Genomic DNA, 6,441 nt, shown 5'->3' on the forward strand with positions numbered 1-6,441 from the left:
GCGTTTTAGCGTTACTTGTTCAGGGCTTTCGCCAGGAAGTCGACGATGTCATGTTGCTTAATCATCTGCTTCTCGCTGGCGGTACGCGCCTTGTACTCGATCTCTTCGTTATCGAGATTACGATCGCCAATCACGATGGTGTGCGGCACGCCAATCAGCTCCATATCTGCAAACATCACGCCCGGACGCTCTTTACGGTCATCCAGAATCACGTCAATGCCTTTGGCACGCAGCGTGTTGTACAGCTCTTCAGCCAACTGCTGCACACGGAAAGATTTGTGCATGTTCATTGGCAGAATCGCCACTTCAAACGGTGCTAATGCTGCAGGCCAGATGATGCCGCGCTCGTCGTTGTTCTGCTCAATCGCAGCCGCTACTACGCGCGTGATACCGATACCGTAACAACCCATGGTCATCACCTGGTTACGACCATCTTCGCCTTGTACTGCCGCTTTCATCGCTTCGGAGTACTTGGTACCCAATTGGAAGATGTGACCCACTTCGATACCGCGTTTAATCTGCAGCGTGCCTTTGCCGTCTGGGCTTGGATCGCCTTCCACCACGTTACGGATATCTTCCACACGTGGTTCTGGCAGATCGCGCCCCCAGTTGATGCCGCTCAAATGCTTGCCATCAATGTTCGCACCGGCGCAGAAGTCGCTGATTTTCGCCACGGTACGATCGGCGATCACTGGCATGGTCAAACCGACCGGGCCGAGTGAGCCTGGACCGGCACCGAGCAGCGCGCGAATCTCATCTTCACTCGCCATTTCCAGCGGTTCAGCGACGATATCCAGATTTTCGGCTTTGATCTCGTTCAGCTGATGATCGCCGCGCAGCAGCAGGGCAACCAGCGTGTGGCCGCTCTCTTCGGTGGCTTTGACGAACAGCGTCTTGACAGTTTTCTCAATCGGCAGCTGATGTTGCTCAACCAGCTCGGCGATAGTCTTGGCGTTTGGCGTATCGAACTGCGTCATGGCGGTTGTTGCCTGCGGACGCTCGCCAGCCGGCGCTACGGCTTCGGCTTTCTCAATGTTGGCCGCATAATCGGATTCGCTGGAGAAGATCACGTCATCTTCACCGCTCAGCGCTAACACCTGGAATTCATGTGATGCGCTGCCGCCGATAGAACCGGTGTCAGCTTGTACGGCGCGGAAATCCAGACCCATACGGCTGAAGCTCTGGCTATATGCGCGGTACATCGCGTCGTAGGTTTCCTGCAACGATTCCTGCGTGGTGTGGAACGAGTAAGCATCTTTCATGATGAACTCGCGTGAACGCATCACACCAAAGCGCGGACGCACTTCATCACGGAATTTGGTCTGGATCTGATACAGATTAATCGGCAACTGCTTATAAGAGCTCAGTTCGTTGCGGATCAGATCGGTGACCACTTCTTCGTGGGTTGGACCCAGCACGAAGGGACGTTCGTGACGGTCTTTAATGCGCAGCAGTTCCGGGCCGTACTGCTCCCAACGGCCACTCTCTTCCCACAGATCGGCAGGCTGAACCACCGGCATGGAGATCTCAATCGCACCGGCGTTGTTCATCTCTTCACGCACGATGTTTTCAACTTTTCGCAGCACGCGAATACCGGTCGGCAACCAGGTATAAAGACCAGAAGCCAGTTTGCGGATCATGCCGGCGCGCAGCATCAGCTGGTGGCTGATCACTTCTGCATCGGAAGGTGTCTCCTTCAGAGTGGAGAGCAGATATTGAGTAGTACGCATTGATTACGATTCCAGTTATACGGAAGGAGACTGACAAAATTTTTCTGGCGGCTAGTGTACCAGCGAGAACAATCACTCAAAAGCGCGTTTTAACGGGGATCGAGGGCGATCACCTCGGTTCCTGCCGCATCAATGCGCCAGCGCACGTTAAAGTCGAGTAGCCAGGCGGCATATTCACGATCTTCGGTCTCACCTTTACGGTAAGCCGGACGCGGATCCTGCGCTAGCACCTCACTGATGAAACGCGCTAACTGCGGGTAGGTTTTCTGCTGCTGTTGGAGCTGGCTCTGCGCCAGCAGCGAAAAGCGTACCGGCATGCTGGCATCAGGTGCCGCCTGCGCAAACCCGGCGCGCGCGTCTGGCAGCGCTTCGGCAAATGGCAGATAAGGTTTGATATCCACCACCGGCGTGCCATCGACTAAATCGAGGCTGCCGAGCTGCAAGATCACCTGCTGCTTCTCGCAGCGAATGCCTTTTAACTCAACCAGCGACATGCCGACAGGATTAGGGCGAAAGGTTGATCGAGTGGCAAACACGCCCATACGCGTATTGCCGCCGAGGCGCGGTGGACGTACGGTCGGACGCCAGCCACCTTCCAGGGTTTGGTGAAACACAAACAGCACCCACAAATGACTGAATTCTTCGAGCCCGCGCACCGCTTCCGGCTGATTATAAGGCGGCAGCAGATGCAGCTCGCCGCCGCCATCCTGCACCAGACCGGGCTGGCGCGGGACGGCAAACTTCTCTTTCCACGGCGAACGAATTACGCCGATTTGCGCGAAGGCAAACTCACTCATTGATTCGAGACTTTCAGTGCAGAGCCCTGGCAAATGGCCTGGCGATAGCATCCCGGCGTGCTGGTGACAATTTCGCACTTATGCAGCAGGACGGCGTTGGCTTTCATGCCGGCCGCTCGGATCTGCAGGCGCTTGCGCGCGGTGTTGATGTTAGGTGGCGAATCCTGGCTGCTGCTCTGGCAATCTTCAGCGGACACTTCGCCCAAATCGCGGAACGGGTTGCTGACCAGATCGGCCGCATCGGTGTAGATCTTCACCGGCGCAGGACGTGGAGTCGGTTTGCGTTCTGGCTCGCTGGATGCCTGTTGCGGGCGAGAAGGAGCACTGCTTATCGGGTGATATTCACGCACACACCCGGTTAGCATCAATGCCAACAAGCAGAGCGGTAAAAAACGCATGGCAACATCCTCAAGTAATAAAAAGTGGCGTTATTGAAACAAGGACGACAATAAATAACAAGTCAGGTGCAATTTATGGCAAAAGAAAGGGCGGCCGAAGCCGCCCTGTAAGGCATGAAAGGTGAAAATTACCAGCCTTTCACTGCGCCGCCGTTGAAGATCTTGTTGGCCGCTTCAGACACTTCGTCTGACTGGTAAGCCTCAACAAACTTCTTCACGTTCTCAGCGTCTTTGTTGTCTTCACGGGTCACGATCAGGTTCACGTAAGGTGAATCTTTGTCTTCCACGAAGATGCCATCTTTCGCTGGCGTCAGACCAATCTGGCTAGCGTAAGTGGTGTTGATCACCGCCAGAGCGATCTGCTGATCGTCAAGTGAACGTGGCAGCTGCGGCGCTTCCAGCTCAACAATCTTCAGTTTTTTCGGGTTCTCAGTGATATCCAGTGAAGTTGGCAGCAGACCAACGCCATCTTTCAGTTTGATCAGGCCCACTTTCTGCAGCAGCAGCAGAGAACGTCCCAGGTTGGTTGGATCGTTGGGAATAGCGATCTGTGAACCGTCCTGCAGCTCATTCAGTGATTTGATTTTCTTCGAGTAGCCCGCGATTGGGTAAACGAAGGTGTTCGCCACCGCAGTCAGCTTGTAGCCACGATCTTTGATCTGCTGATCCAGATACGGTTTGTGCTGGAAGGCGTTAGCGTCAATATCACCTTTGCTCAGCGCTTCGTTTGGCAACACGTAATCGTTAAAGGTTACCAGCTCAACGTCGAGGCCATATTTCTCTTTCGCCACTTTCACCGCGGTTTCAGCAACCTGCTGCTCAGCACCGACAATCACACCCACTTTAATGTGGTTTGGATCTTTTGCTTTCTGATCGCATCCTGCCAGCGCAATTGCGCCAATCAGAGCACCCACAGCGGCAATCTTTTTAAATGTAAAAGACATATCCCTTCCTTAATAGAGGACTATTGATGTTGCTTGCTTACTTATGGGACACAGCACGTACGATGCGGTCGCCACAGAATTGGATTAAATAGACCAGCACAACCAGCAGAACCAGCACGGTGTTCATTACAGTCGCGTTATAGCCGATGTAACCGTATTGGTAGCCAATCTGACCCAAACCGCCAGCGCCAACCGCTCCGCCCATTGCGGAGTAGCCAACCAGGGTAATCAGGGTAATTGTAGCGGCATTCACCAGACCTGGCAGCGCTTCCGGCAGCAGGACTTTGCGCACGATCTGCAGCGGCGTGGCGCCCATGGCGCGTGATGCTTCGATCAAACCGGTTGGCAGCTCCAGCAGGGCGTTTTCCACCATACGTGCAATAAACGGCGCGGCACCCACGGTCAACGGCACGATAGCAGCTTGCAGGCCAATCGAAGTGCCGACGATGGCGCGGGTGAACGGAATCATCCACACCAGCAGGATAATGAACGGAATTGATCGGAAGATATTCACCAGCGCCGACAGCACGCGATAAAGCACGTTGTTGGCCAGAATCTGGCCGGGACGCGTCACATACAGCAGCACGCCCACCGGAAGACCGAGGACAAAACCAAAGAAACCAGAGACAAAGGTCATCATCAGCGTTTCCCAGACGCCGCGCGTCAGTAACCACATCATCGCTTCAGACATAACCCAACACCTCTACTTTCACATGATTTTCTTTCAGCCAGGCAATGGCGGCTTGTGTATCTGTTTCGCTGCCATCCATCTCAGCCAGCATGATGCCGAACTTCACGCCACCGGCGTAATCCATCTGCGCACTAATAATGTTGTTATTGACGTTGAAGCGACGGGCCGCTTCAGAGAGCAGCGGAGCATCAACCGATTTGCCGGTGAACTCCAGACGCAGCAGCGGCACACTTTCGGCTGTTGGCTGTGGCGCCATGCGTTGCTGGTAATCGTCGGGGATATCCAGATGCAATGTCGATTGAATGAACTGCTGCGCCAGCGGCGTTTTCGGATGCGAGAACACTTCGCTCACGCTGTCTTTCTCTATTAACTCACCGTTGCTGATGACCGCAACCTGATCGCAGATGCGTTTCACCACATCCATTTCATGGGTGATCAATAGAATGGTAATGCCGAGACGGCGGTTAATGTCTTTCAGCAGTTCCAGAATCGAACGCGTGGTGGCAGGATCCAGTGCGCTGGTGGCTTCATCACACAGCAGCACTTTTGGATTGCTTGCCAGTGCACGGGCAATCGCGACACGCTGCTTTTGTCCGCCAGAAAGATTCGCTGGCCAGCTATCATGCTTGTCGGATAATCCCACCAAATCCAGCAATTCGCTAACACGCTTCTTTATCTGTTCACGTGAAAGATTACCCAACTCTAAGGGCAGCGCCACGTTGCCGGAGACGGTGCGGGAGTTCATCAGGTTAAAGTGCTGGAAAATCATGCCAATCTGGCGGCGTGCCAGCGTCAATTGACCAGAGGAAAGCGTGGTTAGCTCCTGGCCATCTACCAGCACGCGTCCAGAGGTTGGGCGCTCCAGCAGATTGACGCAGCGAATCAGTGTACTTTTACCGGCACCAGATGAACCGATGACGCCATAAATCTGTCCAGCAGGCACGTGCAGGCTGACGTTCGACAGCGCCTGAATGGTGCGTGAACCTTGCTGGAACACTTTGGTGATATTCTCAAGTTTAATCATTAGTTTATTTATTATCGTGTTGCATAGTCCGTGGTGTATCGGGCTTCACTCAGCAGGGCTGTGCGAAATTTGGATGGATGTTAAGGCATCCAGACGGCTAAATCAATGGAAGTCATTCAAACTGCCATTCTCTCGCTATACGCAATCATGCGATACTTAGCGACACATTTTCAGCAGGAGTTTCTACGTGGCGAACAAAGTCCCGGCTATTTTTCTTGATCGTGATGGCACATTGAATGTCGATCACGGCTATGTTCATGAAATCGATAATTTCGAATTCATCGATGGCACCATCGAAGCGCTGCAGGCGCTGAAAAAGATGGGCTATGCGCTGGTACTGGTGACGAACCAGTCGGGCATTGCGCGTGGCATGTTTACCGAAGATCAGTTTATGCAGCTCACCGAATGGATGGATTGGTCGCTGGCCGATCGCGATGTTGATCTGGATGGCATCTATTTCTGTCCGCATCTGCCTGATGCCACAGTAGAAGCATATCGCCAGCAGTGTGATTGTCGTAAGCCGCAGCCGGGCATGTTGCTCTCCGCGCAGCAGCATCTGGATATCGATATGGCTTCTTCTTATATGGTAGGCGACAAAATAGAAGATATGCAGGCGGCGTTAGCAGCGGGTGTGGGCACGAAAGTGCTGGTACGTAGCGGCAAGCCGGTAACGCCGGAAGGTGAAGCGGCAGCGGATTGGGTGATTAATAGTCTGGCAGAGCTGCCTGCACGCATTAAAAAGGCCTAAAAACGGGCCTTTTGCGCAAATTTCAAGCGAACAGCAAAAAACTTGAAATTTGCACTTGTCAGCTCCGAATAACTCCCTATAATGCGCCACCACTGAGACGGCAAAGCGG

7 protein-coding genes are annotated in these 6,441 nt (G+C 53.7%); 1 reads left to right on the plus strand and 6 read right to left on the minus strand.

The features are described from left to right. Window positions 1-11: 11 nt before the first annotated feature. The 6 genes from proS to metN form a co-directional block, all read right to left on the minus strand. Complete coding sequence (gene proS, locus RTM06_RS16490; protein WP_312183606.1) at window positions 12-1,730, minus strand: proline--tRNA ligase; 1,719 nt, start codon at window positions 1,728-1,730, stop codon at window positions 12-14. Between the two features lie 89 nt (window positions 1,731-1,819). Further along, window positions 1,820-2,527 carry a tRNA (N6-threonylcarbamoyladenosine(37)-N6)-methyltransferase TrmO gene (gene tsaA / locus RTM06_RS16495; RefSeq protein ID WP_256695672.1) on the minus strand — a complete coding sequence of 236 codons (708 nt, stop codon included), beginning with the start codon at window positions 2,525-2,527 and terminating at the stop codon, window positions 1,820-1,822. Beyond that, entirely contained in the window at window positions 2,524-2,925 is a 402-nt protein-coding gene (rcsF, locus tag RTM06_RS16500) for an Rcs stress response system protein RcsF (RefSeq protein WP_061718072.1), read from the minus strand. The genes tsaA and rcsF overlap by 4 nt, the downstream gene beginning before the upstream one ends. 128 nt (window positions 2,926-3,053) lie before the next feature. Next, window positions 3,054-3,869, minus strand: coding sequence for a MetQ/NlpA family lipoprotein (locus RTM06_RS16505; RefSeq protein WP_312183609.1), 816 nt, complete (start codon window positions 3,867-3,869; stop codon window positions 3,054-3,056). A gap of 37 nt (window positions 3,870-3,906) precedes the next feature. Further along, entirely contained in the window at window positions 3,907-4,560 is a 654-nt protein-coding gene (locus RTM06_RS16510; protein WP_256695676.1) for a methionine ABC transporter permease MetI, read from the minus strand. After that, a complete protein-coding gene (metN, locus tag RTM06_RS16515) occupies window positions 4,553-5,584 on the minus strand; it encodes a methionine ABC transporter ATP-binding protein MetN (RefSeq protein WP_293797507.1) in 1,032 nt (343 codons plus the stop codon). The genes RTM06_RS16510 and metN overlap by 8 nt, the downstream gene beginning before the upstream one ends. Window positions 5,585-5,771: 187 nt before the next feature. Between metN and gmhB the strand changes: the two genes are divergently transcribed. Beyond that, window positions 5,772-6,332 carry a D-glycero-beta-D-manno-heptose 1,7-bisphosphate 7-phosphatase gene (gene gmhB / locus RTM06_RS16520; RefSeq protein ID WP_008108445.1) on the plus strand — a complete coding sequence of 187 codons (561 nt, stop codon included), beginning with the start codon at window positions 5,772-5,774 and terminating at the stop codon, window positions 6,330-6,332. The last annotated feature ends 109 nt before the right edge of the window (window positions 6,333-6,441 follow it).

This window comes from Pantoea sp. CTOTU46764, assembly GCF_031974595.1.
GTDB lineage: Bacteria > Pseudomonadota > Gammaproteobacteria > Enterobacterales > Enterobacteriaceae > Pantoea > Pantoea trifolii.

Coding starts and splice junctions, on each gene's coding strand:
- proS (WP_312183606.1), bottom strand. CDS start 1,730: ATGCGTACTACTCAATATCTGCTCTCCACTCTGAAGGAGACACCTTCC.
- tsaA (WP_256695672.1), bottom strand. CDS start 2,527: ATGAGTGAGTTTGCCTTCGCGCAAATCGGCGTAATTCGTTCGCCGTGG.
- rcsF (WP_061718072.1), bottom strand. CDS start 2,925: ATGCGTTTTTTACCGCTCTGCTTGTTGGCATTGATGCTAACCGGGTGT.
- RTM06_RS16505 (WP_312183609.1), bottom strand. CDS start 3,869: ATGTCTTTTACATTTAAAAAGATTGCCGCTGTGGGTGCTCTGATTGGC.
- RTM06_RS16510 (WP_256695676.1), bottom strand. CDS start 4,560: ATGTCTGAAGCGATGATGTGGTTACTGACGCGCGGCGTCTGGGAAACG.
- metN (WP_293797507.1), bottom strand. CDS start 5,584: ATGATTAAACTTGAGAATATCACCAAAGTGTTCCAGCAAGGTTCACGC.